The organism is Kitasatospora sp. NPDC058444, from assembly GCF_042721415.1.
GTDB lineage: Bacteria > Actinomycetota > Actinomycetes > Streptomycetales > Streptomycetaceae > Kitasatospora.
In genome coordinates, this window is the sequence record NZ_JBHXLL010000009.1 from 111176 (window position 1) to 136794 (window position 25619).

The following is a 25619-nucleotide window of genomic DNA, read 5'->3' on the forward strand; positions in this document are numbered from 1 at the left end:
GGGTCGTTGCCAAAGGTATGTATCTATCGAACGCATTTTTGGTTCACCCTAGCCCCGTCCGACCTTCGCAGCCCCGGGAGTCGCCATGTCCGCACCGCAGCAGCCCGCCGACCCGTACGCGGCGACCGGCGTCGTGGGCCCGGCCCCGGAGGGGGTCACCCTGCCGCTGCCGCCGGTCTTCGACTCGGTGGAGGAGGAGCGCCAGTACCGCAAGGAACAACTGGCGGCCGGGTTTCGGCTGTTCGGCCGGTTCGGCTTCTCGGAGGGCGTCGCCGGGCACATCACCGTCCGCGACCCGGAGAACCCGAGCTGGTTCTGGGTCAACCCGTTCGGCATGAGCTTCAACCAGATCAAGGCCTCCGACCTGATCCTGGTCGACCACGAGGGCACCCTGCTGCACGGCCGGCGACCGGTGAACAAAGCCGCCTTCGCGATCCACTCCCAGGTGCACGCCGCCCGCCCGGACGCCGTCGCCGCCGCGCACTCGCACTCCCTCCACGGCAAGGCCTTCTCCAGCCTCGGCATCCCGCTGGACCCGATCACCCAGGACGCCTGCGTCTTCTTCGAGGACCACGGGCTGTACAGCGACTACCGGGGCGTCGTGACCGAGACCGAGGAGGGCAAGCGGGTGGCCGCCGCGCTGGCCGGGCACAAGGCCGTGATCCTCCAGAACCACGGCCTGCTGACGGTCGGCCAGTCGGTGGCCGAGGCGGTCTGGTGGTTCGTGACCATGGAGCGGTCCTGCCAGGCGCAGCTGCTCGCGATGGCGGCCGGCACCCCGAAGCTGATCGACCGGGAGACCGCCCTGATCACCCGCGGCCAGATCGGGACCTCGCTGGCCGGCTGGTTCCAGGCCCGCCCGCTGTGGGACCAGATCACCCTCTCGGACCCCGACCTCTTCGACTAGACCCGCCGACTCCGGCCCCCACCCTTCCTCGTCCTGGAGCAGCCCCGTGTCCACCGCCCCCGCCCCGCGCAGGCTCCGGATCGCCGTCTTCGGCGCCGGTTCCATCGGCTGCCACCTCGGCGGCATGCTCGCCTCGACCGCCGAGGTCACGCTCATCGGCCGCCCGTCGGCGATGGCGGCGATCGACACGGACGGGCTGACGCTCACCGGCCCGGGCGAGGCCCGCCGCGAGGTGCGCGAGCTGACCGCCGCCGCCGACCCGCAGGCCGCGGCCGGCGCCGACTACGTCCTGGTCACGGTGAAGTCCGCCGACACCGCGACCGCCGCCCGGGAACTCGCCCCGCACCTCGGGCCCGACACCGTGGTGGTGAGCTTCCAGAACGGCCTGCGCAACGTGGACGCGCTCGCGGCCGCGCTGCCGTCCCACCGGGTGCTGGCCGGCATGGTCCCGTACAACGTGGTGCGGACCGGGACCGCGGCGTTCCACCAGGGCAGCGGCGGGTCGCTGGTGCTGGCCGAGGGGGAGGGCGCGGAGGCGCTCGCCGACGCCGCCCGGGCGAGCGGTCTGCTGCTGGAGCTGCGGTCGGACATGCCGGCCGTCCAGGCGGCGAAGCTGCTGATGAACCTCAACAACGCGGTCAACGCGCTCTCCGGGCTGCCGCTGCGCGAGCAGGTCGGGCAGCTGGCCTACCGGCAGTGCGTGGCGCTCTGCCAGCGGGAGGCGCTGGCGGCGTTCCAGGCCGCCGGGGTGGCGCCGGCCCAGCTCGGCCCGGTGCCGCCGGAGGTGATGCCGCAGGTCCTGGAGCTGTCGGACGAGCAGTTCCACGAGCTGGCCGGGGCCAGCCTGCAGATCGACGCCACCGCCCGCTCCTCGATGTGGGAGGACCTCCAGCGGGGCCGCCCCACCGAGATCGACTCGCTCCAGGGCGAGGTCGTCGCCCTCGCCGAGCGCCACGGCCGCACGGCCCCCGCCAACGCCCGCCTGATCACCCTGGTCCGCGAGGCCGAGGCGGCCGCCCCCGGCACCGCCCCCGCCTGGACCGGCCCCGCCCTCCTCGCCGAACTCACCGCGGCCCGCTGACACCCCGGGACCGTTGAAGCTCCGGGCCCGCTGACGTCCCCCGGGGGACCGCTGAAGCTCCGGGGGAGTGCGGCTCGTCCACCTCGCGCGGGAAGTCGGCCGGGCCGACTTCCCGCGCGGCCCGTCGGCGTTCTAGGCCAGCGGGCGGTAGAACGGGCCGTCCGGGGCGACGTTGTGGGAGTGCACGGTGACGTCCTCGCCCCTGAGGTACGCCAGCATCCAGTCACCGAAGGTCAGCTCGTGGGGCACGTACTCCATGGTGTCCGTCTCCAGCACGCCCACGCTCCACGGTGCCGAGGGCTCCTCCGGAACCCGCAGGAAGACGAACTCGCCCGTGGTGGCCGTGGCGACGGGCAGCAGCTCGCCGGGGCCCGAGCCGGCCGGGGCGGGGAGGAACTCCGCGTCGTCCTCGTCCTGCCAGTGCTCGATCGACTCCGCGATCCACTCGCCCAGGTTCCGGATCGGGTGGCCGGGGTGGTCCAGGTACAGCTGCTTGTTGATCTCCACCGGGCCGTAGGCGTCGGTGAACTCCCGGAAGTCGGCGGGTAGGCGGACCCCGAGGCGCTCCTCCAGTCGCGCCCAGGGCGCGGGGTCCGACCAGTTGAAGCGCGGCTCGCCCAGCAGTGCCGTGAGTTCGTCGAGTGTCGCCATCCCTCTCCCCTTCACCCGCGGATCCTCCGGCCGAAGGCTACGGCCCGCCGCTGACACGGTAGGGGCGGCCCTGACCTCTCAACTCCGGGGCCAGGGCCGTCCGTCGAGCCGTTCGATGCCGGTGTTGAAGCGGCGCAGGAAGCCGGCGAAGGAGGCTATGTCCTCCTCCGGCCAGTCCGACATCACGAGGTTCAGTGCCCGGACGTGCGCCTCGCGTTCCGCGTCCAGCCGGCGTCGGCCCTCCTCGGTGAGGCGGAACTTGCGGGCGATGCCGCCGTCCGGGTCCGGGATGCGTTCGAGGAGGCCCGCGCTCTTCAGGGCCGCCGTCTGCCGGTTGAGGGTGGAGACGTCCAGGGCGAAGGCGTCGCTCAACTGCCCGATGGACATGGGCCCCTCGGTGTCGACCCGGCTGAGCAGGATGTAGGCGCTGCGTTCGAGCTGGCTGCCCTCGGGGCGGGCGTTGACCTGGCTCAGGTCGCGGTGCCGGGCGAACACCAGGAATTCGAGGGCGACCTCGTGCGTGGGGCTGGTCATGTCGAAGTCCCTTCATCACCGCTTCGACCTGCGGGTTCTCCGTGGATCATCCTTCAGTATGCCAGAGGTATGTGCAGCACACATGATGTGCACAGCGCACATCATGTGTAAGCTGACCATTCTGTGCTCCATGCACATTGTGTGTTTTCTGCACACTTCTGCTCTTCGACCGCCCGAGGAGGCCCGTCATCAACGGCCCCGCCCCCACCACCCCCACCGCCCGTACCGGTCCGATCGTGGCGACGCTCGCCGTCACCGGCACCGTCGCCGCGATCATGCAGACCCTGGTCACCCCACTGATCAGTGAGCTCCCGCAGATCCTGCACACCAGCGCGTCCAACGCCTCCTGGGTCATCACCGCGACCCTGCTCTCCGCCGCCGTCTTCGTCCCGATCAGCGGCCGCCTCGGTGACCTGCTCGGCAAGCGGACGATGCTCATCGCCTCCTGCGTCCCGCTGCTGCTCGGCTCGGTGCTGTGCGCGGTGGCCGACTCGGTGGTGCCGATGATCGCCGGCCGGGCGCTCCAGGGCATGGGCATGGGCCTGGTGCCGATCGGCATCAGCCTGCTGCGCGACGTCCTGCCGCCCGAGCGGCTCGGCTCGGCCATCGCGCTGGTCAGCGCCTCCATGGGTATCGGCGGCGGCCTCGGCCTGCCGATCGCGGCCGGCGTCGCCGACTACGCCAGCTGGCGCGTGCTGTTCTGGGGCACCGCCGTGCTGACCGTCCTCATCATCGGCTTGCTCTGGACCGTCATCCCGGCCCCGGCCCCGGCTCCCGCCTCCGCCGCTGCCGCGGACGGCCGCCGCCCCGCCGGAGGCCGCTTCGACTTCGTCGGCGCGCTCGGCCTGAGCGTCGGCCTGGTCTGCCTGCTGCTGCCCGTCTCCAAGGGCGGCGACTGGGGCTGGGGCAGCACCCGCACCCTCGGCCTGTTCACCGCCTCCGCCGCGATCCTGCTGCTCTGGGCCCGCTGGGAGCTGCGCGTCTCCGAGCCGCTGGTGGACCTGCGGGTCACCGCGCGCCCACGGGTGCTGCTGACCAACGCCGCCTCCGTCCTGGTCGGCTTCGGCATGTACGCCCAGGCACTGATCGTGCCGCAGCTGCTCCAGCTGCCGACGGCCACCGGCTACGGGCTGGGGCAGTCGATGCTCGCGATGGGCCTGTGGATGGCGCCCGGCGGGCTGATGATGATGGTGGTCTCCCCGTTCGGCGGCAAGCTGTCCGCCGCGCGCGGGCCGAAGTTCACCCTGGTCGCCGGAGCGCTGACGATCGCCGTCGGGTACGGGCTGGCGCTGCCGCTGATGGGCTCCACCTGGGGCGTGCTGGTCGTGACGATCGTCTGCAACAGCGGTGTGGGCCTGGCCTACGGCGCGATGCCCGCGCTGATCATGAGCGCGGTGCCGCTGTCCGCGACGGCCTCGGCGAACAGCTTCAACACCCTGATGCGCTCGCTGGGCACCTCGGTGTCCGCCGCCGTGATGGGCGTGGTGCTGTCGCAGATGACGGTCGACCTGGGCGGGCACGCCCTGCCCTCGGAGAGCGGCTTCCGGGTCGGCCTGGTGATCGGCTGCGGCGTCGCGCTGATCGCGGCCGCCGTCGCCGCCGTCATCCCCGCGCCGCCCGCTCCCCGGCTGCGCGCCGTTCCCGTTCCCGGGGAGGCGGACGCCGAGGAGGCGAAGCCGGCCACGGCCTGAGGCTCTGCCGGTCGGATCCCCGCCTGTCTGGGGCCTGCCTGCCGGATCCCCGCCTGTCCGAGGCCTGTCCGCCCGGGGCGGCGGTGTCGGGTCCGGGTCCGGCCGGCACCGGGCGGGGCCGCCCTCGTGCGGCCCCGCCCACTCGGACGGGTCAGGAGCTGTCGCTGTGGAGCGGGATGTTGCCAAGCATGGGGACGTACGGGCCCCTCGGCCGCCGAACACCGATCAGGAGAGGGATCCTCGGTGCGTGAACTCCACAGTCCCCCCAGCCACGGCCCCGGCCACCGTCCGCTGCCCGGGCGTCCGCTGCCCGGGCGTCCGCTGCCCGGGCGTGCGCCGCTCGGCCGTTCCCGGGTCGGCGACCGGACCCCGGCCCGGAGCTGGACGGCGCAGCGCACGATCGCGCTGATCGCGGCGGCTTCCGGTGCCGCCGTGCTGGTGGCCTGCAGCAGCAGCTCGTCGGGCACGGCCACGGGCTCGCCGTCGGCCTCCCGGCCCAACGCGAGTGCCTTCTCCGGCGAACCGCCCTCGGCCATCGCCTCCGCCGCCGAGTCGCTGCTGGCCTCGGCGTCGGCCGCGGCGGCATCGGCGTCGGCCGCCGCCTCCGAAGCCGCCGCCTCCCTCTCCGCGGCGGCGTCCGCGTTCCAGGCGTCCGTCTCGGCGCAGCAGGCGGCGACCAGGGAGAAAGCCGCCTCGGTGCTCAGCGGGGTGACGGACGGCGGCAACGCGATCGGCGACGTCACCATCACCGGCCTCCCCCGGCAGAGCACCGGCGGCCTGCACGCGGTGGTCGTCACGATCCAGAACCCGGGGCCCAACGCGGCCTCGTACGCGGTCCAGGTCGACTTCACCGACTCCAGCGGCAAGGCCGTGGACAGCTCGATCGTCGGCGCCGAGAACGTCCCGGCGAACGGCAAGGCCCAGCCCGTGGCCTTCAGCCGGCAGCCGGGGGACCAGCCCCTGACCCCGGTGGTGGTCAAGGCCGTCCGCTACTGACGCCCGGTGGCCCGAGGCCCGGGCTCCCGGGTCTCGTGGGTCTCGCGGGCCTTGGGTGTCGGGCCTTGGGGGTCGGGTCTTGGGTATCAGCTCCCGAGCACACCCTCCGGGCCGGCCCGGAGGGTGGAGGCCTCAGTCGCCGAGCATGCGGTGGGCGAGCAGCCGGAGCCCCGCCTCGATGCGCTCGGGGGGCACGCCCCGGTCGCGGTGGTGGCGGTACAGCTCCGGGGCGAGCGGTGCCAGTAGCTGGTCGGCGAGGACGTCCGGGTCCTCGGCCCGCGCCGCCACGGCCAGCATCCGGACGTGGGCGCGCCAGAAGCCGTAGGCGCCGGTGGCCAGCCGGGCCGGGCCGGTCTCGGCGCCGAGCAGCAGGTGGGAGTGGCGCTCCAGCAGGCGGACCATCGCCGAGTAGAAGGCGCTCAGCCGCTCGGCCGGGGCGGCCGCCGGCTCTGGCCCCAACGGGCCCTCGCCGCGCAGGAGTTGCTCCTGGATCTCGTGCTCGTGGGCGTCCAGCAGGGCGCGCGCGATGGAGGTGCGGTCCGGGTAGCGGCGGTAGAGCGTGCCGCGGCCGACGCCGGCCGCCCGGGCGATGTCCTCCATGGTCACGGTCGACGGGTCGCGGGTCGCGAACAGCTGCTCGGCGGCCCGGAGCACCTTGAGTCGGTTGCGGGCGGCATCGGCGCGTTCGGCTGGTGGCATGGGCCGATCCTAACAAGTGGACGCCTCGTCCACTTTGTGGCTAGCATCGGCGCCAGCCAAGTGGACGCCATGTCCGCTTATCGCCTCCGGGGGTACCGTCATGCCGCAACTCCTCCACCTCGACGCCAGCGCCCGCCGCGGCTCGCTCTCCCGCCGGATCGGCGCGGCCTTCGCCGAGGCCTGGCGCGCCGAAGCTCCGCACGGCGGCTACACCCACCGGGACCTCGCGGCCGAGCCCGTGCCGCCGATCGGCGAGGCCTGGACGACGATCTGCGACACCCTGCTCCGCGAAGGCATCGTCGAGCCCCACCGCTACGCCGAGGCGGTCCGCACCGACGCCGAGCGCGCCGCCTGGGCCGTCCTCGAACCGCTGCTCGACGAACTGCTCGCCGCCGACGTCGTCCTCGTCGGCTCGCCGATGTACAACTTCGGCGTCCCCGCCCAGCTCAAGCTCTGGATCGACCAGGTCACCTTCCCGAAGATGAACCTGCGGCCGCGACGCTTCGTGGTCGCCTCCGCCCAGGGCGGCTCCTACCGGCCGGGCATGCCGCGCGCGCCCTTCGACCACCAGGCGCGCTACCTGGTGGACTTCTTCCACGGGCACTACGCCGTCGACGACACCCTGGTCATCGGCGCCGAGCTGGCGAACGCGACCGTGGACCCGGCGCTGGCCGAACGGCTCCCGCAGCACGAGGAGTCGCTGGCCGCCGCCCTGGCCGAGGCGGCCGAGGCCGGGCGGCGGCTGGCGCGCGAGGCGGTCGAGGCGCGCGGGGCGGTCGAGGCGCGCACCGGCGGGCGGGGGTGAGGCGGCCGTGTCCTGGCTCCTCCTGCTCGCCGCCGGACTGGTCGAGGTCGTCTGGTCGCAGAGCATCAAGCCGACCGACGGCTTCACCCGCCCCGGCCCCACCGCGCTGTGCGTCCTGCTCGGCGCGCTGTCCGTCTACCTGCTGTCGCGGGCCATGCGCGACCTCCCGGCCGGTCTCGCCTACGCGATGTTCACCGGCGTCGGCACCGTCGGCGCCATCGCGCTGGGGGCCGTCCTGCGGCACGAGTCGCTCGGCGCGGGCCGCGCGGCCGCGCTCGCGCTGATCGTGGCCGGGCTCGTGCTCGCCCGGCTCACCGCCGCGGACTGAGGGCGGCCCCCGGTGCGGCGGGCACGGCCTCCGCCCGGTCCCGCGCCAACGCCCCTGCCTCGTGGCCGCCTTCGGCCGGCAAAGCCACGACGTGCCTTCCCACAACGCCGGTTGCGACCCGGCGTCACCGGAATCCCGGTCGGGCCCGGCCGCAACGCCCGGGGGAGCGGAGGCCGTGCCCGGGCGGCTACCAGCCGGACCCCACCGGCCCGACCGGTGTCAGCCCCACCTGCCGGGCCAGCCACTCGGCGCGCCGGACGTCGCCCGCGCGGAAGTGGAGGAACACCGTGTGGTCGTCCGCGGGCCGGTCGTAGTCGACGGTGTCGCTGTTGAGGGCGATCTGGACGCCGGCGTCCTTGCCACGGGGGTCCAGACCGAGTTCGGGGACGGCCGGCCAGGCGAAGCCCTTCCAGGACAGCGAGGCGGGCGAGGAGCCGAGGAGGGCGAGGAACCGCTCCTCGATCGATCCGAGGGGCTGCTCGTCCAGTTGGAACGAGAACGGGGCCAGCGACTCCAGCCGGGGGTCGCCGGCCGCCAGCAGCCGCCGGACCTCCTCGTACCCGAGGCCCTGGTCCGAGACGCCCCCGTACACGTGGTCGGGATGGGCCTCGAACAGCCGTCGGGCCTCCGCCGCCGTCAGGTCGTCCGCGTACGCGTGCGCCTCCGTCGAGCCGCCGTGCACGGTGATGTCCAGCAGCCGCCGGGCGGTGTCGTAGGCGACCCACCGGTTGGGGGTGCGCAGGACCGGCAGGACGTTCGAGGTGCTCATGGTGGAGAGTCAACCAGGCGGACCCCGACCGGGCCTGAGGATTTCCCGGCCGTGCTGCCCGGGGCGGCCGGCGCCACGCGGTGGATGCCGGGCAGCCGCCCGGTGCCGCGGGTTACGTCACGCCGCCGCCGGGTTCCGTGACGACGTCCACCCGGTCCCGCTGCCGGGTCCGGTAGGCGCGGGAGCGGCAGCGGGGCGAGCAGTAGCGGGGCGGGCGGCCGCCCGGGCGCCGGCCGTCGGGGGAGGAGGCGGGCGCCGTCAGCGGATCGCCGCAGGCCGGGCAGGCCGCCGCCGGGGCGGGCTCCTCGGTCTCGACGGCGGGGGCGGAAGGCGCCGGGTGCGAGGTCAGGCCCAGCCGTTCCGCGACCACGCCGGCCTGGAAGCGGCTGTGCGCGCCGAGGCTGTCCAGCAGGTCCGAGACGTGGCGGCGGCAGGTGCGCAGGGAGATGCCGAGGCGGCGGGCGATGGACTCGTCCTTGAGGCCCTTCGCGAGCAGCACCAGGATGCTCTGCTTCATCGTCTTGGTGACGTCGTGCGCGGCCTGCGGGCCGCTGGCGAACGGGGTGGCGTTCTCCCAGTCCCGTTCGAAGACCGTCAGCAGGTAGGAGAGCAGGTCGGGCTCCCGGATGATCAGCGCGCCGCCGGAGCGGGCGGGCAGCAGGGCGATCGAGCCGTCCACGATGATCAGCTGCGGCAGCACCTCCGGCAGCGTCCGGATCTCGGCGCCGGCCTCGATGAGCTGCTCCGCGTGCACCCGGGTGGGCTGGTCGAAGCGGGTCGCGTGCTGGTAGAGGCTCCGCATCCGCACGCCCCGGTCGAGCAGGGCCAGGTCGCGCGGCAGCGCCTCGCGCAGGGCGGCCGGCGGGAACGACCCGCCGTGCTTGGAGACCAGCACCTCGCTGCGGCAGGAGTCGATCACGTCGGCGAGCAGCGAGCGCACCGCGAACTGGTCGGGCAGGCGGTCGATGGTGCCCTGCGGGAAGGCGTGCTGGCGGGCCTGGAGGTAGACCGGCATCAGCGCCGCGAGCCCGTCGCGCTGCTGCTGGATGAGCCGCCGCTGTTCGCGCAGGGCCTCCTCCCGGGCGCGCAGGGCGGTGTCGCGGGCGGAGAGCAGCTGGGCGGTGGCGGCCTGGGGGCTGACGGGCTGCCAGGCGACCGGGCCGGCGGCCGCGGGGACGCCGTGCGGGGGGACGTCGTTCGGTGGGCTGCCGTTCGGCGGGACGTCGTGCGGCGGGCTGTCGTGCGGCGGCCTGCCGTTCGGTGGGAGGTCGTCGGCGAACAGCTCCTGGAAGAGGCAGGCCCCGGTGAGCTGCCGGACGGCCGCCTCGCACTCCGGCAGGCTCAGGCCGGTCTCCGACGCGGCCTGCGCGAGGGTCGCCGGGGTGAGGCGCTCGTGCACGACCGTCCACCGGTAGAGCGTGACGGCCGCGCTGTCGAGCGCGGGTACGTCGGGGGTCGGGTCGGGACCGGTCCCGGGCTCCATCGCATGCCTCCTAAAGCTGCCAGGCAGGCTCATGATCCCTTGCGGGGGATGCCGTGGCCATCCGCCGACTGGCAGGGTGGCGAGTGCGGGCGGTGCGGCAGGAGCTGCGGGAACGTCCGAAACGTGTGGAACTGTCCCCGAAGTGATGGGAGTTGCCGGCATGCGAGGAATCGTGACGCGGGCTGTGGTCGCGGTCGCGCTGGGTGCCGCCGCCTGGTTGGGCGGGGTGGCGCCGGCCGGTGCCTCGGTGTTCGACGGCACGACGCTGACGGACGGCGGCGGGTACGGCGGCCACAGCTGCATCCAGACGACGGCCTGGGGCGACGCCTGGTGCCCGGGCAAGCCGTTGAGCTGACGCTTCGGCTCGTCGCGAGCGACTCCCCTCCCGCGTCCTCCTCTTCGAAAGGGATCCCTGTCATGCACATGGCACTGAAGCGTTCCGTCCGTACCGCCACGACCACCACCACGGGCCGGTCCGGCTCCGCCCCCTCCGGTTCCTCGGCCGAGTAGGCGCAGCCCTGGGGGTCCGGGTGAAGCAACGCGCCCTGCGCGGGAAGTCGGTCGAGTCGACTTCCCGTGCAGGGCGCGTTGCCGTCCGGCCGCTCAGCGCAGCCGCGAGGAGGACAGGATCGACGCCAGGTGCGCGACCACCATGCCCCAGGTGATCACCGCGATGCCCGCGAGCGTCCACCGCGTCGCGTCCAGGTTGCCGAGCCCGGCGTCCACCACGGCCGCCGCCAGCAGCACCAGCGAGGCCTCGATGCCGTTCGTCACCCGGTGGATCTTGAACAGCGAGGCGATCCTGCGGGCCGTCGCGATGCCCTGGGAGCGGGGCTGCGTCGACTCCTCGGTCGCCGGAAGCTGCCCGCTGCGGGCCCGGGCCACGTCCACCAGGTCCGTCGAGGCCTTGAGCAGCACCACGCCCAGCGCGGCCGCCAGCCCCGCCGACACCCACAGCTCCGAGCCGCCGCGCGCCGCCCGTACGCCCGCGCCGATCATCAGCGCGGCGTCCGCCAGGTAGGCGCCGAGCCGGTCCACGTACACCCCGGCCATGCTGAACTGGCGCTTCCAGCGCGCCACTTCGCCGTCCACGCAGTCGAACAGCAGGAACAGCTGGAACAGCACGACGGCCAGCGCCGCACCGGTCACGCCCGGGATCAGCAGGGCCGCGCCACCGCCGACCCCGCACACCACCATCACCCAGGTGAGGGTGTTCGGCGACACCGAGGTGCGCACCAGCTGCCGGGTGGTCCGCAGTGAGACGGCCCGCATGTACAGCCGGCCCGCCCAGTGCTCGCCGTTGCGGCTCTGAAGCTTGGCCTGCGGCTGGCACACCTCGCGCAGCTCGGCGAGCGCCGGAGCAGCCACCATGACGACATCCCTCCACCTGTCCCGAAACGATCACCACAGGCTACGGCCTCCGGGAGAACGCCCGGACCAGCCGGTATGCCGCCGGCGGTACGGCAGGTGTCCTCCGGTGGAACGTCTGCCGCCGACGTCCGGGGGCGCGCGTGAGCCAGGTGCGCGCCCGTGCGCGCGGGGTGAAAACCGGTGGGCCGCCCGAACGCCCCGGGCTAGGCTGCGCGGGTTCGCCGCAACCCGAAGCACCGGGGCCGGACACCCGCCCCGACCACCCGCTCCCGCAAGCCGGTCGACGTGGTGCGCGCGGTCCGCACGGCCCCGGAACGGAACGAGGAGCGCAGACCCATGGTGACCACGGGCAACCCGCCACAGAACCCCGACCTGGCCCGGCTGCTGGACGACCACCGCCCCCAGGGCCCGGTGGAGACCGCCGACCACGAGCGCGTCCGCCGCCTCCTCGGCGTCGCCGACGCCTGGAACAGAAGCACCTTCCCGCTCCACTTCACCGCCTCCGCGCTGATCGTCCACCCGCCGACCCGCCGCGTCCTGCTGCGCTGGCACGTCCGCCAGCAGGCCTGGCTGCACGTCGGCGGCCACGGCGACCCGGGCGAGACCAGGCCGCTGGACATCGCCCTGCGCGAGGGCCTGGAGGAGACCGGCCTGACCGACCTCACCCCCTGGCCCGGCCCCGCCCTCGTCCACCTCGCCGTGGTGCCCGTCCCCGCCTCACCCGCCGAACCCGCGCACGACCACGCCGACCTGCGCTTCCTGCTGGCCACCGGCACCCCGGAGCGGGCCCGGCCGGAGAACCCGGCGTCCCCACTGGAGTGGCTCACCGTCGAGGAGGCCGGGCGGCGGACCACCGAGGAGAACCTCCGCGAGACCCTCGCCCGCGCGGCCCGCCTGCTGCCGCCCGCCTGACCGGCCGGCCCCGGCCGCCCGGCCCACGTCCCGGCCGCCTGCCGCCCGCCCACGTTCCCGCCCGCCCTCCCACTCGCCCGACCGAGCTTCCCCTGGAGACCACCGGATGCACACCGACCAGACCCTGATCTTCGACGCCGACGACACGCTCTGGGAGAACAACGTCCTCTTCGAACGGGTCATCGACGGCTTCCTGGACTGGGTCTCCACCCCGGCCGAGCAGGAACGCACCAGGACCCTCCTGAACGAGATCGAGGCCGCCAACTCCGCCACCCTCGGCTACGGCGCCACCGTCTTCCGGCAGAGCCTCGCCGACTGCCTGGAGCGGCTCCACGGCCGCACCCCCACGGCCGACGAGCACGCCCGGATCGACGACCTGCTCACCCCGCTGACCAGCCGCGACGTCGAACTGATCCCCGGCGTCGCCGACACCCTGGCCGCCCTCGCCGACCGCCACCACCTGCTGCTGCTCACCAAGGGCGACCAGGGCGAACAGCAGCGCAAGGTGACCGAGTCGACCATCGACCACCACTTCCGCGGCATCCACATCGTCGCCGAGAAGTCGGTCGACACCTACCGGCAGCTCACCGCCGACCTCGGCCTCGACCCCGGCCGGACCTGGATGATCGGCAACTCGCCCAAGTCCGACATCGCCCCCGCCCGCCGGGCCGGCCTGCGCACCGTCTTCATCCCGCACGAGCACACCTGGGTGCTGGAGCACACGGAGCTCGGCCCGGACGAGGCGACGCTGCGGCTCGCCGCCTTCCCCGAGCTGCTGCGCCACTTCTGACGGGCGGGCCCGCTCAGGCCATCAGCGCGGCCGCCGGCACCGGCGTCCCGTCCCGGTACAGCCAGGCCCGCTCGGCGGCCGACCAGACGCCGGTCGTCAGCAGGTAGAGCACGGCGGCCACCGGCACCAGCGCCGCGAACAGCACCGACCCGAACGACAGGTACGGCAGCAGCGCCGCCCCCGGCTGCGGGGCGGGCTGCGCCGTAGTCGTAGTCGTAGTCGTAGTCGTAGCCGCAGCAGTAGCCGTCGCCGCCGCACGCCTGGCCCGGCGGAAGTTGACGAACCCGACCGCCGCCAGCCCGGCGAACAGCACCCCGAACACCGCCCACTGCCCGGCGCCGTGCGCACCCGTGACGTGCAGGCCCAGCGGCACGCCGAACAGGGTGTGGTCCAGCAGGTCGTTCGGGGTGGTGAACAGGCGGTACATCACCGAGAAGAACGGGATCTGCACCAGCAACGGCAGACACCCCGCGACCGGCGACACCCGCTCCTCCCGGTACATCTCGGCCAGCGCCTCCCGCAGCCGCTCCGGCCGGTCCCGGTGCTTCTTCCGCAGCGCGGCGACCTTCGGCGCCAGCCGCGCCCTGGCCTTCTCCCCGCGCGCCGCCGCCCGCGCCAGCGGATGCAGCGCCAGCCGGACGGCGACGGTGAACAGGACGATGGCGAGCGCGGTCGGCACCAGGTGGGCGACAGCGGCGACGACGGCGTGCGCCAGGGCGACGGCCGGGTCGAGAACGGCGAGTACGGACATGGTGAAGCGAGCCCTCCGGGGTCTCAGGACATGAGTGATCGGCGGAGGACGGCCACGAAGAACGGACGTCTGCTGGAACTACGACGGATTCACGCGGCCGCCGGGGCCGCTCCCGGCGCCCTGGGGCGTCGCCTGCCCCGGGCGTCCGGATCACGCTGCGGGAGGAAGGCCGTACCGAACGCCCGCCGCCGCAGCACCCCGCTGCGCACCGCGGCGGGCGCCCGCGCGCCCAGCAGCCGAGCCCCGGCCAGCGCCCCGGCGACCGCCCCGGCCACCAGCACCACGGCCGCGACGGCGGCCACCGACGCCAGCGTCCCGCTGTCGGCCACCAGCTCCCCGGTCAGCACCCGGAGGAGGCCCAGCAGCATCGCGACCACGGTCACGGCGCGCTCCCCCTCCCGGTGCCCCATCGACGTCCTGACGTACCAACAGGACGATCCTGCGGGCCCCCGGGTTCCCGCATTCCTCGGGGAGCCTCCCCTGCGGTGCGTCCCCGTTCGCCTCCGCCCGCACCCGGCGCCCCGTCCGCCTCGGTGCCCCCGCACCTCCGTCCGACTCCGGGGCCGCTTGCGGGGGACCGGGCGGGGCCGTTCGGGGTGTAGCCGCCGGGGCTACGCGGGGCTACCGTGGAGGGGTGAAGACGATTACCCAGCGGGAGTTCCGGAACAACTCCGCCGCGGTGATGGACGCGGTGGAGGCGGGCGAGACCTTCCACATCACCAGGAACGGGGTCGAGGTCGCCGAGCTGCGGCCGGTGTCCGGGCGCCGGCGGCTCACGGCGGAGGAGCTGGTGGCGCGGCACGTGAAGCTGCCGCGGGTGGACTACCAGCAGATGCGCAAGGAGGCCGAGGAGTACTTCGGGCCCGAGGACCTGGTGGGGGACGAGGGAGACGACCCGTTCGAGCGGCGGCGTGGCTGAGCGCCGCAGAGCGCCCCGGCGGCGGTCGGCCGGGGTGCTGGACACCTGCGTCTACATCGACCTGGCCCTGCTCAACCCGTCCGACCTGCCGGCCGTGCCGGAGCTGACCGCGATCACCTTCGCCGAGTTGCAGCAGGGCGTGTCGATGGCCCGGGACCCGGCCAGCCGGGCGGCCCGGCTGGAGGTGCTGGGGGCGGCGATGGCGGACTTCGACCCGTTGCCCTTCGACGCGGCCGCCGCCGCCCGCTACGGGACGCTGGTCACCCTCACCATCGCCGCCGGTCGGCAGCCGCGCCCGCGCCGGATAGACCTGATGATCGCCGCGGTCGCCTCGGCCCACGGGCTGCCGCTGTATACCCGCAACGTGGCGGACTTCCGGGGGCTGGGCTCGGCGGTGGAGATCATCGGGGTGTGAGGGCGGGGGTCCCGTCCCGCTCGACCCGGTCGGCCAGGGCGGCCGCGTGCTTCAGGGCCGTCGCCCGGTCCCGGGTGCGCAGCAGGACGGTGTTGCCCCCGCGCTTGTCCCGGTCGCTCCCCGCCTTGGCGGCGACGGCCCACAGCGGGCGGCCGAGCAGCCGCAGGAGGAGCCAGCGCAGCCCGGTGTTCAGGCCCACGAGGGCGGCGTACGGGATGAGGAGGATGAGTCCTTCGCCGCTGCCGGCATCGACGTTGCGGAACGGGTCGTAGTCGTTCAGCCGCTTCGCGGTGGCGCCGAACCGGCCGAGCCACACCACCGCGATCCGGACGGGCACGGCGTCGGGCCCGGTGACGTCGACGTAGCCGATGGCGTCGGATCCGCTCCGGCGGCCGCTCGCCCAGGCCGTCCGGTTCGCGGCGATGGACGTGACGATTCCGCGTTCCCGCTCCTCGGCCTCGGCGGCCTTCCGGCGTTCCTCGAAGGCCGCGGTCCACGCCTTCTCGCGCTTTTTCTGTTCGGCGGACCACTCCCGCTCGCGCCGTAGGCGCTCCTCGCCGTCGGCCTGCCACCCCCGCTGACTGGTCATCCGGTCATCGTAGAAGTCCTGCCAGCGGGACGGCCAGGTGGGGGCGACAGGCTGTCGGGGCGCTCGTCAGCCGCCCAGACGGACCGCCGTCCCGGTCGCGGCGGAGGCGCGGGCGGCCTCCAGCACGGCCAGGGCGGCCACCGCGTCGCGCGGGTCGACCGGCGGCGGGGTGCCCGGAGACGCCAGGGCGGCGGCGATGCCCGTGTAGAACGCCGGGTAGTCGCCCGGGTCGGTCGGCAGCGAGATCGCGGACTCGTCGGTGCCGAGGGTGCCGTAGCGCGAGGGCTGGTCGGCGCCCCAGGGGCGGCTGCCGTCCGGGCGCAGGCCCGCCCGCAGGTCGGCCTCCTGCGGGTCCATGCCCGACTTGACGTAACCGGCGGCGTCGCCGAGGACCCGCAGCCGGGGCCCGATCAACGGGGTGACGGCGCTGGTCCACAGGTGCGAGCGGGTGCCGGAGGAGTGGGTGAGGGCGAGGAACGCGTCGTCGTCCACCACCGCGCCGTCGCGCCGCACGTCGATCTCCGCGTACACCGTCTCGACCGGCCCGAACAGGGTGAGCGCCTGGTCGACCAGGTGGCTGCCCAGGTCGTACAGCGTGCCGCCGACCTCGGCCGGGTCGGCCAGCTCCCGCCAGCCCGGCTTGGGCTTGGGGCGGAAACGCTCGAAGCGGGACTCGAAGCGGTGCACCCGCCCGAGTGCGCCGCCGCGCACCAGCCGGGTCGTGGTGAGGAAGTCGCCGTCCCAGCGTCGGTTGTGGAAGACCGAGAGCAGGACGCCCCGCTCCTCGGCGAGCCGGCACAGCTCCAGCGCCTCGGCGGCGGTGCCGGCCAGCGGCTTGTCCACCACGGTGGCCAGGCCGGCCCGCAGGGCGGCGCGGGCGAGCGGCGCGTGGGTGCGGTTGGGCGAGGCGATGACGACCAGGTCGAGTGCCTCCGGGTCGGCGAGCAGCTGCTCGGGCGTGTCCACGGCGCGGGCGCCGGGGTGCTCGCGCGCCAGCTGGGCGCGCCGGTCGGGGTTGGCGGTGACCACGGCGTCCAGCCGCAGCCCGGGCGTGGTGGCGATCAGCGGCGCGTGGAACGCGGAGCCGGCCAGGCCGTAGCCGACCAGGCCGACGCGGAACGGACCGGGAGTCGTCTGCGGTTTCATGCACCCACTCAATCACGGGGCGCCCGGTTGCTCCCGGTTCGGTGCACGGCCGGGGGCGTGGACGGGCTCGCGGGGGAGCCGCTCCGGTGGGCGGTCCGGTGGGCGCTCGGGTGGGCGCTCGGGTGGCGCTCCGGTGGGCGGTCCGGTGGGCGGGACGTCCTGTCCCCGGACATCGGGGCGGATTAGGCTGTGCCGCGTCAGGGCCCTCGTACGACGCAAGACGCTGCAACACTTCGGGAGACACGCACGTGGCAGACCGCAAGCCCATCGAGTCCTGGCTGACCGACATGGACGGGGTCCTCATCCACGAGGGCACGCCGATCCCCGGGGCGGAGGAGTTCCTGCGCAAGCTGCGGGAGTCCGGCAAGCCCTTCCTGGTCCTCACCAACAACTCCATCTACACTCCGCGTGACCTCAGCGCCCGGCTGGCCGGGATGGGGCTGGAGGTGCCGGAGGAGTGCATCTGGACCTCCGCCCTGGCCACGGCCAAGTTCCTCAAGAGCCAGCGGCCGAACGGAACCGCGTACGTGATCGGCGAGGCGGGGCTCACCACCGCGCTGTACCAGGCCGGTTACGTGCTGACCGACAACAACCCCGACTACGTGGTGCTCGGCGAGACCCGCACCTACTCCTTCGAGGCGCTCACCAAGGCGATTCGCCTGATCAACCAGGGCGCCCGGTTCATCTGCACCAACCCGGACGAGACCGGCCCCTCCCCCGAGGGCGTGCTGCCGGCCACCGGCTCGGTCGCGGCGCTGATCACCAAGGCGACCGGCGTCGACCCGTACTTCGTCGGCAAGCCCAACCCGCTGATGATGCGCGAGGCGCTGAACACCGCCGGCGCCCACTCCGAGACGGCGGTGATGATCGGCGACCGGATGGACACCGACATCGTCGCGGGCATGGAGGCCGGCATGGAGACGATCCTGGTGCTCACCGGTCTGACCTCCGCCGCCGACGTGGAGCGGTTCCCGTACCGGCCGACCCGTGTGGTCAAGTCGATCGCGGACCTGGTCGAGCTGATCTGACCTCCGCGGCGGCTTGTCGGGCCCCGTTCCGGCCGGTCGCCGGGGCGGGGCCGCTTCGTACCCGCGGGGAGGGGCGGACGGAGCGGCGTCACGGGGGCGTGGGTTGTCGGTGGGGCTGTGTAGCGTTCGGGGTGAAAGAGGGCGTGCGGCGCAGCAGCCGCGGTGTGGGAGGTAGATGTCGTGACGGACACGGTCGAGGCGGGCGTGGTCGAGGCGGGCGTGGTCGAGGCCGGCGAGGGCGGCGGGCTGGAGCTGCCCGAGTCCTGGCGCGGGGTGCTGGGCGCCGAGACGGAGAAGCCGTACTTCGCGGAGCTGGCGGCCTTCGTGGCGGCCCAGCGCGCGGAGCACGAGGTGTTCCCGCCGAGCGGCCAGGAGTTCGCCGCGCTGGACGCCACTCCGTACGACAAGGTCCGGGTGCTCGTGCTCGGCCAGGACCCGTACCACGACAACGGCCAGGCCCACGGCATGAGCTTCTCGGTGCTGCCGGGCACCAAGACGCCGCCGTCGCTGCGCAACATCTTCAAGGAGCTGGACGCCGACCTGGGCATCCCCGCCCCGGACAACGGCTACCTGATGCACTGGGCCGAGCAGGGTGTGCTGCTGCTCAACGCGGTGCTCACGGTCCGCGCGCACGAGGCCAACTCGCACAAGGCGAAGGGCTGGGAGAAGTTCACCGACGCGGTGATCAAGGCGGTGAGCGACCGCGAGGAGCCGGTCGTCTTCGTACTGTGGGGCAACTACGCGAAGAAGAAGCTGCCGCTGATCGACACCGCCAAGCACGTGGTGGTGCAGGGGGCGCACCCGTCGCCGCTGTCGGCGAAGCTGTTCTTCGGCAGCCGTCCGTTCTCGCAGATCAACGACGCACTGGACTCCTTCGGCGCCGAGTCGATCGACTGGCAGGTGCCGAACCTGAAGGAGGCGTGAGCCCCGGCCGGGGCGCCCTCGGGCCTTCCGGGGCCACCTCCCGAGCGGCTTCCCGAGCGGCTTCCCGAGTGGCTTCCTGAGTGGCTTCCTGAGCGGTTCCGATCGTCGGTGGCCGTGGGTCGGACGGGTTCGATGTCCCGTTCGCCCACGGCCACTTGGCGTTCACCGGCGGTGGGCGTCGACCGGTGCCGGGTGTGCTTAGCTGGTCGCGACCGGTCGCCGGACCGGTCCGGGGAGGGGCGGTACGTGCACGGGCTGGGTCGGACAAGGGCGTTGCGCGGGGCGAGCGTGGCGCGCGGGGCCGTGGGGGCGCTGCTGGCCGGGGCGGTGCTGGCGGCCGTGTCCGGCTGCGGCGGTTCGGGCGACGGCAGGCCGGCAACCGGCTCCGCCTCCTCGACTCCGGGCGTGGGTACGGGTGTCGGGGCGGGGGAGGGGTTCGCCCAGCTTCCCGGGCAGGCCTTCTACGTCTCCGACCGGACCAACGCCGCCCACCAGGTGACCGCGCTGCGCGGGCAGGGCCGGACGGCGGAGGCCGACGCGCTGCTGCGGATCGCCGCCCAGCCGTCCTCGCAGTGGCTCGGCGAGCAGGGCGCCCAGGAGATCGCCGGGCAGGTGAGCCGGCGGGCCACCGAGGCGGGGCGGACGGCGGTCTTCGTCGCCTACGACATCCCGCACCGCGACTGCGGCCAGTACTCGGCCGGCGGCGCCTCCGACGCGGCCGCCTACCGGGCCTGGATCACTGGCGTCGCCCAGGCCCTCGGCGACCGCAGGGCCTGGGTGGTGCTGGAGCCGGACGCCGTCGCGCACACCCTGGACAACTGCGGGATCAAGGGCGACCTGGCCGCCGAGCGGTACGGCCTGCTGGCCTTCGCCGTCCAGGAGCTGAAGAAGAACCCGAACGCGCGGGTCTACCTGGACGCGGGCAACCCCGGCTGGGCGCAGGACCCGGAGGAACTCGCCACCGCCCTGCGCAAGTCGGGCATCGCGGCGGCGGACGGCTTCGCCGTGAACGTCGCCAACTTCTACGACACCGAGCGGAACGCGGCGTACGGCGCCAGGCTCTCCGCGGCCCTGGGCGGGAAGAACTTCGTCATCGACACCAGCCGCAGCGGCAACGGGGCCCTGGGCGGCGACGCCTGGTGCAACCCGCCCGGGCGCGCGCTCGGCGAGCGGCCGACCACCGAGACCGGCCGGCCCGGGGTGGACGCCTACCTGTGGATCAAGAACCCGGGGGAGTCCGACGGCGACTGCGGCCGGGGCGAGCCCCGCGCGGGCGAGTTCTGGCTGCCGTACGCGCTCGGGCTGGCCGGGCAGGCGCAGGCGGCGGGCTGAGGCCGCCGGTGCTGAGCTGAGCTGCCCGTGCTGCGCTGAGCCGCCCGTGCCGTGCTGAGCTGCCTGCCCGTGCTGCTCCCGGGCGTCACCTGGTGACCTGGATCCAGCGGGCGACCGACGGGGTGCCGGCGGCGTCCGTCAGGAACAGCATGTACCAGCCGGGCGGCAGCAGGTCGGGGTTGCCGGGCAGGGTGAGCGAGACGCCGTCCGCCGTCCGTCCGGCGATGTCCAGGGCCACCGAGCGCTGTTCGACGTCCGTCACGTGGGTGACCGAACTCGGCCGGATCAGCTTGGCGCCGGCGACCGCCTCCGGCCGTGCGGCGGCGACGGCGAGGGTGCCGCCGAGCCTGGCCGTCCGCGCGACGGCACCGACCTGCGGGCGCTCGCCCTGGTACAGGTACGGCGGGGTGTAGATCTCGATGCGCTGCTCGAAACCGCCCGGCTGGGTCTCGGCCTTGTCGGCGAAGAGCGGGTTGGAGCCCAGTACGGCGACCCGGCCGTCCGGCAGCAGGAGCGCCTCGGAGTGGTAGTCGCGGCCGACGGTCGGCTCGGCGGCGGTGCTGAAGCTGTTGGTGTCCGGGTGGTACAGCTGCGCCTTGAGCAGGTCGCTGTCGCCCCGGCCGCGGTAGCCGCTGGAGCCGCCGGTGGTGAAGACGGTGTCGTCCGGGAGGATCACGCTGTTGAGGTAGCGGGTGCCGCCGGCCGGCAGGTCCGGGCCCGGGGTGAAGGCGGGACTGGCGGAGGACAGGTCCGCGATGTCGGTGCGGGCCGTGGACAGCGGGGACTCGCCGACGCCACCGCCCCCGAGCACCATCACCTTCTGCGCCTGCGCGGGCGGCAGCAGCACCGAGGACGAGGTCTCGGTGAGGCCGGGGTCGCGCAGGCCGGGGACGGGCTGGAAGGCCCCGCTCGACACGTCCCACAGACCGGGCTCGCGGCCCTTGTCGCCGGGGCCGTAGCCGCCGTTGGAACCGGAGTAGAAGAGCTTGCCGGAGGCGGTCAGGAAGATCGCCGGGTAGGTCGGGAAGTAGTGGTCGGGGCCCCTGGACCAGGACTTGGTCCCCGGGTCGTAGATCTCGTTGTCGTTGCCGTTCAGGATCTCCCCGGTGTCGTCCAGACCGGAGACGGTGACCACCCGGCCGTCGCCCAGCCCGGTCAGCGTCGGGTACCAGCGGGCGTGGGCCATGTCGGTGACCGGCTCGTAGAGCTCGGTGTCCGGGTTGAACTCGAAGGCGGAGCGGATGCCCTGGTACTCCTGCTTGTCCAGGGTGAGCTTCTCGTTCTGTCCGTACAGGTCGTGGGCGTCGGTGCCGCTCAGGCCCTTGATCCGGTACTGGGCGGGGGCGTCGGTGACGTACTCCGGGCCCGCGCCGGCCGCCTCCACGTACACCCGCTGCTCGCCGGCGGTGACCACGGTCTGCTTGCCGGAGCCGGTCTTGGTCGCGGCCGGGACGGTCACCGGGGCGGTGCTCGCGTACTCGTGGCCGTCGGGGGAGACGAAGACGGTGCCCTGGGGGAAGGTCCGGTCGCGCTCCGGGCTCTCGTTGCGCACCCGCATGACGCCGGCCGCCTTCTTCACGGCGCCGGCCAGCTTCTCGTAGCGCTGGGTGCCGCCGGCCACCAGGACACGGCCGTCCGGCAGCGAGGTGTGGCCGCCGCAGAACATGTCGGCCGGGGTGGGGACCAGCTTGTAGGTGTTCGCGGCCGGGTCCCAGAGCAGGCTCTTGAAGGTGCCCGCGTTGAACTGCTTCTCGTCGTTGCCGGAGCCGGCCACGATCAGCACCTTGCCGGTGCGCAGCAGGGTCGCGTGGACGGCGTTGACCCGGAACTCGGTGGGCAGCGACAGGGTCTGCCAGTGGCCGTACCGCGCCTTGTACTCGGGGCGGTTGATCACGTAGTGGTGGTACTGCTGGGACGCGAAGCCGAGGACGGCCGGCGCGTTCATCCCGGCCACGGTCAGCGCGACGGTGCTGCCGAGGGCGAGGCGCTTGGTGCGACCGGCCTTGTGGATCTTCACGGTGGGTGCTCCCCTCGGGAGGCGGTCGGGGCGGTTCTGCTCGGGTGTCAGTGGGAGGGCGTGCCGCTGCCGGCCCGGTCGGGTGCGGCCCGGTCGGGTGTGGGCCGGGGGAAGGACGGGTCCGGTGCGGTTCGTGCGGGCGGCGTCGGCGGTGTGGGCGACGCGGCCCGGCGGTCGCGCGCGTGGCGTGGGCGGCGCTTCTCCAGGAGGACCGTCGGGGTGGCCGACGGGCCCCCGGTGACGGTGAGGGTGGCGGTGGGGCGGGTCCGGCGGCGGCGGACGGCGTCGCCGGCGGTGATCAGGACCGGCAGGAGGGTGAGCGCCAGGGCGATCCAGGCCCAGGCGCGCATCGCGGCGTGGTCGTAGCCGGTGAAGTAGGAGGCGGTGATCGCGCCGCCGAACACCAGCGTCCAGAACAGGTGGAAGCGGAACGTGCCGAGCCGGTCGGAACTGGCTGAGCGCCCCTTGGGCGTCACCACGAAGCGGCTGCGCACCCGCAGCAGCGCCTGGAGCAGCGAGGCCGCGTAGACCGGGCCGCAGAGCGCCGACATCACCATCCCGGCGACCCCGGAGGAGCCGGCCGGCTCGTGCGGGCTCACGTTGTGCTTGCGGTTCCAGGTGTAGAGCAGGAGCTGGAGCGCGGCGGCGTCGCTGTAGAGCATCATCCAGATCTCCGAGGAGACGTGCACGCCCGATGCGCCGAAGCCCAGGTAGAGCACGCTGGACAGGCCGCCGAGCAGCCAGGTGAGCGCCGCCATCGGGTAGAAGCCCACCATCAGCGTGTAGTTGAGCAGTCGCCCCGGGGACAGCTGCCACAGCACCCGCCAGTACCGGGTGAACAGGGTCTCGTAGGTGCCGCGGCTCCAGCGCAGTTGCTGGGAGAAGAAGTCGGTCCAGGAGGACGGTCCCTCGCCGACCGCGAGCACGTCCGGGGTGTACACGGACTTCCAGCGTTCCCCGGTCTCCGGGTTTCGGCTGCGATGGAACTCCAGGCCGGTCGCCATGTCCTCGGTGATGGAGTCGTACAACCCGCCGATCGACTGGAGCGCGCTGATTCTGACGGCGTTGTTGGTGCCCACGAACATGGGCGCGCCGTAACGGTTTCCGGCGCGTTGGATGAGGGCGTGGAAGAGGTACTGCTGGCTCTCGGAGAATCTGGTGACGGCCGAGCCCGAGCTGCGGTAGTTCCCGTACACCTGGGGGCCGACCACGAATGCCACGTCGGGGTCGCGGAAGTAGCCGAGCATCCGCTCGCAGAAGTCCGGCAGCGGAACGTGGTCGGTGTCCACGGACACCCAGAACTCGTAGCCGTCGCCGTGGGCCTGGAGCCAGGCGTTGTAGTTGCCGTGCTTGGTGCCGGCGCGGAACCGCCCCTTCGGCCGGTTCCAGTGCGGCCGGCCGGCGCGGCTGAAGTGGCGCACACCCAGCTCGGTGCAGAGCGCCTGCATTGCAGGATCGTTTTCCTCGTCCAACAGCCAGACGTCGTACGGTCCGTCGTGTCGCACGGCACGGGCCGCGGTCAGCGTGGCCCGGACCATCTCCGGCGGCTCCTTGCCCGGCACACAGGTGGTGAGGAAGGCGACCCGGGTGCCGGGCACCGGAGTCACCGGGACCGGGTCACGGGCCACCAGCGTGGCGTGGGTGTTGGAGACGATGTTGACCAGTCGGAACACCTCGACGACGGCGATGATGCCGATCATCACCTTGTCGCCCAACAGCACCAGGGAGTTCGTCTCGTCCAGCCGCTCGGGCCAGTGCTCCGGCAGCAGCAGCCAGACCAGCAGCACCGCCTCCACCACGGGGGCGGCGATCATCAGCAGCGCGGCGCGGATCCGGTGCGGCTCGCGGCGCAGCAGACTGCGGTACCGGACGCGGTAGGGGACTGGGGGACTGGCTGGGAGACCGGGTGGTGGGCCGGCTGGTGGACCGGCTGGGGGGTCGGCAGCAAGGCTGTGTGGCGAGGCTGTTAAGGAGGGGTCCTGCGGTTCGGGCCAGTAGACGCCGCCACCGAGGTCGTCGTCCTCGTCCGGGTCGTACGCGGGGCCCGCGAGACGGCTGAAGTGGCCGTAGTCGTAAGGGGCCTCGGGTACGGGAACGGCGCTGAGGGCGGCCTCGTCCAGCTGCTCGGCACCTCGCCCGTGGGCCGTTCCGACGCCCTTCCGCCGCGAGAACGGCGTGGTCATGGCTGCTCCCCCCGGAGTTCGCGCCTAGCTCGGCTCGCTCGGCTCTGCGTGGGCCTGCCTCGACTCGGAGCCGTCCGGGTGGAGCACGGGGGAACCGGATGGAACCGGCCGGAACCCGCGGGAACGCGACCCGGCGAACCGCGGTTCTCGGACAGTTCCCGGGTGGTCCAGCACATTCGCCGGGTGCGACCGGTTCTGTGGAGCATTGGTACGGGGGCTTCGAATCCGGGATCCCGATGCACTTTCCAGCTCCCCCTCCGGACGCTCCGGGATCCTTGGCCCCATCAACTCTCCCCGAGTGCAACGGTGATCGCAAGCAATCCGGGAGATCGCCGCCGCCCAGGCGTGAAGATGCCACGGTTCCCGGCCGGTCCGGCGGGCGTTGATGCTATTGCGGCGAATTCGGCCCGGGCTTCGGGCGATCCGTTGAACTCGGAGGTGCCGGAGGTGTCGGAGGGCGGCTGAGGGGAGTGGTTGAGAGGCGCGGGGGCGGGGGTCGGGGGCGGGGTGCGGGTGCGGGTGCGAGGACAGCGCGACGGCCGGACCGCCCCGAGGCGATCCGGCCGTCCGTCCGTCCGTGCGGGGCCGGGGCCGGTCAGCGCGGGGGCAGCAGGGCGGCGCCGGTCGCGGCCTGGACCTCCGTGAAGCTCACACCGGGCACCGTCTCCACCACGCGCAGCCCCTCCGGGGTCACGTCGACCACCGCCATGTCGGTGACGATCCGGTCCACGACTCCTCGGCCGGTCGCCGGAAGTGACAGCTCCTCGACGATCTTCGGCGAGCCGTCCCGGGCGGTGTGCTCCATCACCACGATCAGTCGACGGGCCCCGTGCACCAGGTCCATCGCGCCGCCCATGCCCTTGACCATCTTCCCCGGGATCATCCAGTTCGCCAGGTCCCCGGTGGCCGACACCTGCATCGCACCGAGCACCGAGACGTCGATCCGCCCGGCCCGGATCATGCCGAAGGAGAAGGCGGAGTCGAAGTACGAGGCGCCGGGGGCGAGCGTGACCGTCTCCTTCCCGGCGTTGATCACGTCGGGGTGCTCGGTGCCCTCCTCCGGGTACGGGCCGACACCGAGGATGCCGTTCTCCGAGTGCAGCACCACCTCGACGCCCGGCGGGAGGTGGTTGGGGATCAGGGTGGGCAGGCCGATGCCCAGGTTCACGTACTGGCCGTCGCGCAACTCGCGGGCGGCGCGGGCGGCCAGGGCGTTGCGCGGGTCGAGGGCGGGGGTGGGTGCGGGGCTGGGCGTGCCGGCGGGGGCGGTGGTCTCGGTGGTCTCGGTGGGCATCGGG

At 73.6% G+C, this 25619-nt stretch carries 27 protein-coding genes; 14 read left to right on the plus strand and 13 right to left on the minus strand.

The genetic code is table 11. The annotated features are described in order from the left end of the window. Positions 1 to 85 precede the first annotated feature (85 nt). Together ACFWP2_RS13205 and ACFWP2_RS13210 are read left to right on the plus strand one after the other, a co-directional pair. Entirely contained in the window at positions 86 to 907 is an 822-nt protein-coding gene (locus ACFWP2_RS13205) for a class II aldolase/adducin family protein (RefSeq protein ID WP_380450469.1), read from the plus strand. 46 nt (positions 908 to 953) lie between these two features. Continuing rightward, positions 954 to 1988 (plus strand): 2-dehydropantoate 2-reductase, encoded by a 1035-nt coding sequence (locus tag ACFWP2_RS13210; protein WP_380450470.1) that lies wholly within the window; start codon positions 954 to 956, stop codon positions 1986 to 1988. 132 nt (positions 1989 to 2120) lie between these two features. On the opposite strand, the gene ACFWP2_RS13215 is transcribed toward ACFWP2_RS13210, so the two are convergent. Both ACFWP2_RS13215 and ACFWP2_RS13220 read right to left on the minus strand, forming a co-directional pair. Then, the gene (locus tag ACFWP2_RS13215; RefSeq protein ID WP_380450471.1) at positions 2121 to 2639 is read right to left on the minus strand and encodes an SMI1/KNR4 family protein; all 519 of its coding nucleotides are present in this window, start codon (positions 2637 to 2639) and stop codon (positions 2121 to 2123) included. A 78-nt stretch (positions 2640 to 2717) separates the two neighbouring features. Next, positions 2718 to 3173, minus strand: a complete 456-nt coding sequence (locus tag ACFWP2_RS13220) for a MarR family winged helix-turn-helix transcriptional regulator (protein WP_380450472.1) — start codon at positions 3171 to 3173, stop codon at positions 2718 to 2720. Between the two features lie 275 nt (positions 3174 to 3448). Between ACFWP2_RS13220 and ACFWP2_RS13225 the strand changes: the two genes are divergently transcribed. Further along, positions 3449 to 4864 carry an MFS transporter gene (locus ACFWP2_RS13225; RefSeq protein WP_380450560.1) on the plus strand — a complete coding sequence of 472 codons (1416 nt, stop codon included), beginning with the start codon at positions 3449 to 3451 and terminating at the stop codon, positions 4862 to 4864. A gap of 243 nt (positions 4865 to 5107) precedes the next feature. Beyond that, positions 5108 to 5860: a hypothetical protein gene (locus tag ACFWP2_RS13230; protein ID WP_380450473.1), complete on the plus strand. Its 753-nt coding sequence runs from the start codon at positions 5108 to 5110 to the stop codon at positions 5858 to 5860. Between the two features lie 132 nt (positions 5861 to 5992). Here ACFWP2_RS13230 and ACFWP2_RS13235 read toward each other — a convergent pair whose 3' ends face one another. Further along, positions 5993 to 6559 (minus strand): TetR/AcrR family transcriptional regulator, encoded by a 567-nt coding sequence (locus tag ACFWP2_RS13235; RefSeq protein WP_380450474.1) that lies wholly within the window; start codon positions 6557 to 6559, stop codon positions 5993 to 5995. Between the two features lie 100 nt (positions 6560 to 6659). Between ACFWP2_RS13235 and ACFWP2_RS13240 the strand changes: the two genes are divergently transcribed. Both ACFWP2_RS13240 and ACFWP2_RS13245 read left to right on the plus strand, forming a co-directional pair. Next, complete coding sequence (locus ACFWP2_RS13240) at positions 6660 to 7364, plus strand: FMN-dependent NADH-azoreductase (protein ID WP_380450475.1); 705 nt, start codon at positions 6660 to 6662, stop codon at positions 7362 to 7364. Between the two features lie 7 nt (positions 7365 to 7371). After that, on the plus strand, positions 7372 to 7692 hold the full coding sequence (locus tag ACFWP2_RS13245; protein WP_380450476.1) for a DMT family transporter: 321 nt from the start codon (positions 7372 to 7374) through the stop codon (positions 7690 to 7692). Between the two features lie 187 nt (positions 7693 to 7879). Here ACFWP2_RS13245 and ACFWP2_RS13250 read toward each other — a convergent pair whose 3' ends face one another. Beyond that, positions 7880 to 8461: a hypothetical protein gene (locus ACFWP2_RS13250; RefSeq protein WP_380450477.1), complete on the minus strand. Its 582-nt coding sequence runs from the start codon at positions 8459 to 8461 to the stop codon at positions 7880 to 7882. A gap of 112 nt (positions 8462 to 8573) precedes the next feature. Next, complete coding sequence (locus ACFWP2_RS13255) at positions 8574 to 9944, minus strand: LuxR C-terminal-related transcriptional regulator (protein ID WP_380450478.1); 1371 nt, start codon at positions 9942 to 9944, stop codon at positions 8574 to 8576. 160 nt (positions 9945 to 10104) lie between these two features. Between ACFWP2_RS13255 and ACFWP2_RS13260 the strand changes: the two genes are divergently transcribed. Beyond that, positions 10105 to 10299, plus strand: a complete 195-nt coding sequence (locus ACFWP2_RS13260; protein WP_380450479.1) for a hypothetical protein — start codon at positions 10105 to 10107, stop codon at positions 10297 to 10299. Between the two features lie 248 nt (positions 10300 to 10547). Here ACFWP2_RS13260 and ACFWP2_RS13265 read toward each other — a convergent pair whose 3' ends face one another. After that, entirely contained in the window at positions 10548 to 11315 is a 768-nt protein-coding gene (locus ACFWP2_RS13265) for a CDP-alcohol phosphatidyltransferase family protein (RefSeq protein ID WP_380450480.1), read from the minus strand. Positions 11316 to 11651: 336 nt separating this feature from the next. On the opposite strand from ACFWP2_RS13265, the gene ACFWP2_RS13270 reads away from it, so the two are divergent. Both ACFWP2_RS13270 and ACFWP2_RS13275 read left to right on the plus strand, forming a co-directional pair. After that, positions 11652 to 12227: an NUDIX hydrolase gene (locus ACFWP2_RS13270; RefSeq protein WP_380450481.1), complete on the plus strand. Its 576-nt coding sequence runs from the start codon at positions 11652 to 11654 to the stop codon at positions 12225 to 12227. A gap of 106 nt (positions 12228 to 12333) precedes the next feature. Then, positions 12334 to 13017, plus strand: a complete 684-nt coding sequence (locus ACFWP2_RS13275; protein ID WP_380450482.1) for an HAD family hydrolase — start codon at positions 12334 to 12336, stop codon at positions 13015 to 13017. Positions 13018 to 13030: 13 nt separating this feature from the next. Here ACFWP2_RS13275 and ACFWP2_RS13280 read toward each other — a convergent pair whose 3' ends face one another. Both ACFWP2_RS13280 and ACFWP2_RS13285 read right to left on the minus strand, forming a co-directional pair. After that, complete coding sequence (locus ACFWP2_RS13280; RefSeq protein ID WP_380450483.1) at positions 13031 to 13768, minus strand: YidC/Oxa1 family membrane protein insertase; 738 nt, start codon at positions 13766 to 13768, stop codon at positions 13031 to 13033. A gap of 89 nt (positions 13769 to 13857) precedes the next feature. Beyond that, positions 13858 to 14151, minus strand: coding sequence for a DUF6412 domain-containing protein (locus ACFWP2_RS13285; RefSeq protein WP_380450484.1), 294 nt, complete (start codon positions 14149 to 14151; stop codon positions 13858 to 13860). Between the two features lie 251 nt (positions 14152 to 14402). Between ACFWP2_RS13285 and ACFWP2_RS13290 the strand changes: the two genes are divergently transcribed. Together ACFWP2_RS13290 and ACFWP2_RS13295 are read left to right on the plus strand one after the other, a co-directional pair. Continuing rightward, on the plus strand, positions 14403 to 14687 hold the full coding sequence (locus tag ACFWP2_RS13290) for a type II toxin-antitoxin system Phd/YefM family antitoxin (RefSeq protein ID WP_380450485.1): 285 nt from the start codon (positions 14403 to 14405) through the stop codon (positions 14685 to 14687). After that, positions 14680 to 15102 (plus strand): type II toxin-antitoxin system VapC family toxin, encoded by a 423-nt coding sequence (locus tag ACFWP2_RS13295; RefSeq protein ID WP_380450486.1) that lies wholly within the window; start codon positions 14680 to 14682, stop codon positions 15100 to 15102. The genes ACFWP2_RS13290 and ACFWP2_RS13295 overlap by 8 nt, the downstream gene beginning before the upstream one ends. On the opposite strand, the gene ACFWP2_RS13300 is transcribed toward ACFWP2_RS13295, so the two are convergent. Together ACFWP2_RS13300 and ACFWP2_RS13305 are read right to left on the minus strand one after the other, a co-directional pair. Next, the gene (locus tag ACFWP2_RS13300; protein WP_380450487.1) at positions 15089 to 15691 is read right to left on the minus strand and encodes a hypothetical protein; all 603 of its coding nucleotides are present in this window, start codon (positions 15689 to 15691) and stop codon (positions 15089 to 15091) included. The genes ACFWP2_RS13295 and ACFWP2_RS13300 overlap by 14 nt on opposite strands. Before the next feature lie 66 nt (positions 15692 to 15757). Beyond that, positions 15758 to 16837: a Gfo/Idh/MocA family oxidoreductase gene (locus ACFWP2_RS13305; protein ID WP_380450488.1), complete on the minus strand. Its 1080-nt coding sequence runs from the start codon at positions 16835 to 16837 to the stop codon at positions 15758 to 15760. 248 nt (positions 16838 to 17085) lie between these two features. Between ACFWP2_RS13305 and ACFWP2_RS13310 the strand changes: the two genes are divergently transcribed. The 3 genes from ACFWP2_RS13310 to ACFWP2_RS13320 all read left to right on the plus strand — a co-directional run bounded on the left by ACFWP2_RS13310 (position 17086) and on the right by ACFWP2_RS13320 (position 20121). Beyond that, the gene (locus tag ACFWP2_RS13310; protein WP_360350211.1) at positions 17086 to 17865 is read left to right on the plus strand and encodes an HAD-IIA family hydrolase; all 780 of its coding nucleotides are present in this window, start codon (positions 17086 to 17088) and stop codon (positions 17863 to 17865) included. 246 nt (positions 17866 to 18111) lie between these two features. Then, a complete protein-coding gene (locus tag ACFWP2_RS13315; protein WP_380450561.1) occupies positions 18112 to 18789 on the plus strand; it encodes a uracil-DNA glycosylase in 678 nt (225 codons plus the stop codon). A 288-nt stretch (positions 18790 to 19077) separates the two neighbouring features. Continuing rightward, positions 19078 to 20121: a glycoside hydrolase family 6 protein gene (locus ACFWP2_RS13320; RefSeq protein WP_380450489.1), complete on the plus strand. Its 1044-nt coding sequence runs from the start codon at positions 19078 to 19080 to the stop codon at positions 20119 to 20121. 85 nt (positions 20122 to 20206) lie between these two features. Here ACFWP2_RS13320 and ACFWP2_RS13325 read toward each other — a convergent pair whose 3' ends face one another. From ACFWP2_RS13325 to ACFWP2_RS13335, 3 genes are all read right to left on the minus strand, one after another. Further along, positions 20207 to 22138, minus strand: a complete 1932-nt coding sequence (locus ACFWP2_RS13325; protein ID WP_380450490.1) for a galactose oxidase-like domain-containing protein — start codon at positions 22136 to 22138, stop codon at positions 20207 to 20209. 47 nt (positions 22139 to 22185) lie between these two features. Further along, positions 22186 to 24321: a glycosyltransferase family 2 protein gene (locus ACFWP2_RS13330; RefSeq protein WP_380450491.1), complete on the minus strand. Its 2136-nt coding sequence runs from the start codon at positions 24319 to 24321 to the stop codon at positions 22186 to 22188. 595 nt (positions 24322 to 24916) lie between these two features. Next, on the minus strand, positions 24917 to 25615 hold the full coding sequence (locus ACFWP2_RS13335; RefSeq protein WP_380450492.1) for a 3-oxoacid CoA-transferase subunit B: 699 nt from the start codon (positions 25613 to 25615) through the stop codon (positions 24917 to 24919). Positions 25616 to 25619 lie beyond the last annotated feature (4 nt).

Excerpts from the sequence above, each read along its gene's own strand:
- ACFWP2_RS13205 (WP_380450469.1), top strand. The coding sequence starts at position 86 with ATGTCCGCACCGCAGCAGCCCGCCGACCCGTACGCGGCGACCGGCGTC.
- ACFWP2_RS13215 (WP_380450471.1), bottom strand. The coding sequence starts at position 2,639 with ATGGCGACACTCGACGAACTCACGGCACTGCTGGGCGAGCCGCGCTTC.
- ACFWP2_RS13220 (WP_380450472.1), bottom strand. The coding sequence starts at position 3,173 with ATGACCAGCCCCACGCACGAGGTCGCCCTCGAATTCCTGGTGTTCGCC.
- ACFWP2_RS13225 (WP_380450560.1), top strand. The coding sequence starts at position 3,449 with ATGCAGACCCTGGTCACCCCACTGATCAGTGAGCTCCCGCAGATCCTG.
- ACFWP2_RS13235 (WP_380450474.1), bottom strand. The coding sequence starts at position 6,559 with ATGCCACCAGCCGAACGCGCCGATGCCGCCCGCAACCGACTCAAGGTG.
- ACFWP2_RS13240 (WP_380450475.1), top strand. The coding sequence starts at position 6,660 with ATGCCGCAACTCCTCCACCTCGACGCCAGCGCCCGCCGCGGCTCGCTC.
- ACFWP2_RS13250 (WP_380450477.1), bottom strand. The coding sequence starts at position 8,461 with ATGAGCACCTCGAACGTCCTGCCGGTCCTGCGCACCCCCAACCGGTGG.
- ACFWP2_RS13255 (WP_380450478.1), bottom strand. The coding sequence starts at position 9,944 with ATGGAGCCCGGGACCGGTCCCGACCCGACCCCCGACGTACCCGCGCTC.
- ACFWP2_RS13260 (WP_380450479.1), top strand. The coding sequence starts at position 10,105 with ATGCGAGGAATCGTGACGCGGGCTGTGGTCGCGGTCGCGCTGGGTGCC.
- ACFWP2_RS13265 (WP_380450480.1), bottom strand. The coding sequence starts at position 11,315 with ATGGTGGCTGCTCCGGCGCTCGCCGAGCTGCGCGAGGTGTGCCAGCCG.
- ACFWP2_RS13270 (WP_380450481.1), top strand. The coding sequence starts at position 11,652 with ATGGTGACCACGGGCAACCCGCCACAGAACCCCGACCTGGCCCGGCTG.
- ACFWP2_RS13275 (WP_380450482.1), top strand. The coding sequence starts at position 12,334 with ATGCACACCGACCAGACCCTGATCTTCGACGCCGACGACACGCTCTGG.
- ACFWP2_RS13280 (WP_380450483.1), bottom strand. The coding sequence starts at position 13,768 with ATGTCCGTACTCGCCGTTCTCGACCCGGCCGTCGCCCTGGCGCACGCC.
- ACFWP2_RS13300 (WP_380450487.1), bottom strand. The coding sequence starts at position 15,691 with ATGACCAGTCAGCGGGGGTGGCAGGCCGACGGCGAGGAGCGCCTACGG.
- ACFWP2_RS13305 (WP_380450488.1), bottom strand. The coding sequence starts at position 16,837 with ATGAAACCGCAGACGACTCCCGGTCCGTTCCGCGTCGGCCTGGTCGGC.
- ACFWP2_RS13330 (WP_380450491.1), bottom strand. The coding sequence starts at position 24,321 with ATGACCACGCCGTTCTCGCGGCGGAAGGGCGTCGGAACGGCCCACGGG.
- ACFWP2_RS13335 (WP_380450492.1), bottom strand. The coding sequence starts at position 25,615 with ATGCCCACCGAGACCACCGAGACCACCGCCCCCGCCGGCACGCCCAGC.